The 583-nt window shown below is 63.6% G+C and carries 1 protein-coding gene; it reads left to right on the forward strand.

What is annotated here, in order from left to right; genetic code table 11:
• A partial coding sequence (gene hpaD / locus E1J61_RS36770; protein ID WP_243737136.1) for a 3,4-dihydroxyphenylacetate 2,3-dioxygenase occupies positions 1 to 583 on the forward strand: 583 nt, incomplete at both ends.

A 583-nucleotide genomic window follows, 5' to 3' on the forward strand; every position in this document is an offset into this window, starting at 1 on the left:
GGCGCTGGCCGCGAAGATCACGCACGTACCGTCGATGTACCTGAGTGAGCTGGACGGGCCGAACAAGGGCTGCCGCCAGGCAGCCATCGATGGACACAAGGAGATCGGCCGGCGCTGCCGCGAGCTGGGGGTCGATACGATCGTCGTGTTCGATGTGCACTGGCTGGTCAACAGCGAGTACCACATCAACTGCGGGCCGCAGTTCTCGGGCTGCTACACCAGCAATGAACTGCCGCACTTTATCAAGAACCTGCCGTACGCGTATCCGGGCAACCCGGAGCTGGGCCACCTGATCGCCAACGTCGCCAATGAGATGGGCGTGGCGACGCGCGCGCACAGCGACACGACCCTGGAACTGGAGTACGGCACGCTGGTCCCGATGCGATACATGAACGAGGACCAGCACTTCAAGGTGGTGAGTGTATCGGGGTGGTGCGTGTGGCACGACCTGCCCACCAGCGTCAAGTTCGGGCAGGCGGTACGCAAGGCGATCGAGGAGCACTACGACGGCACGGTGGCGATCCTGGCGAGCGGCTCGCTGAGCCATCACTTTGCCGAGAACGGTACGGCACCGCAGTTCATG

Origin of the sequence: Cupriavidus sp. L7L, assembly GCF_004353535.1 — a bacterium.
Taxonomy (GTDB): Bacteria; Pseudomonadota; Gammaproteobacteria; order Burkholderiales; family Burkholderiaceae; genus Cupriavidus; species Cupriavidus oxalaticus_A.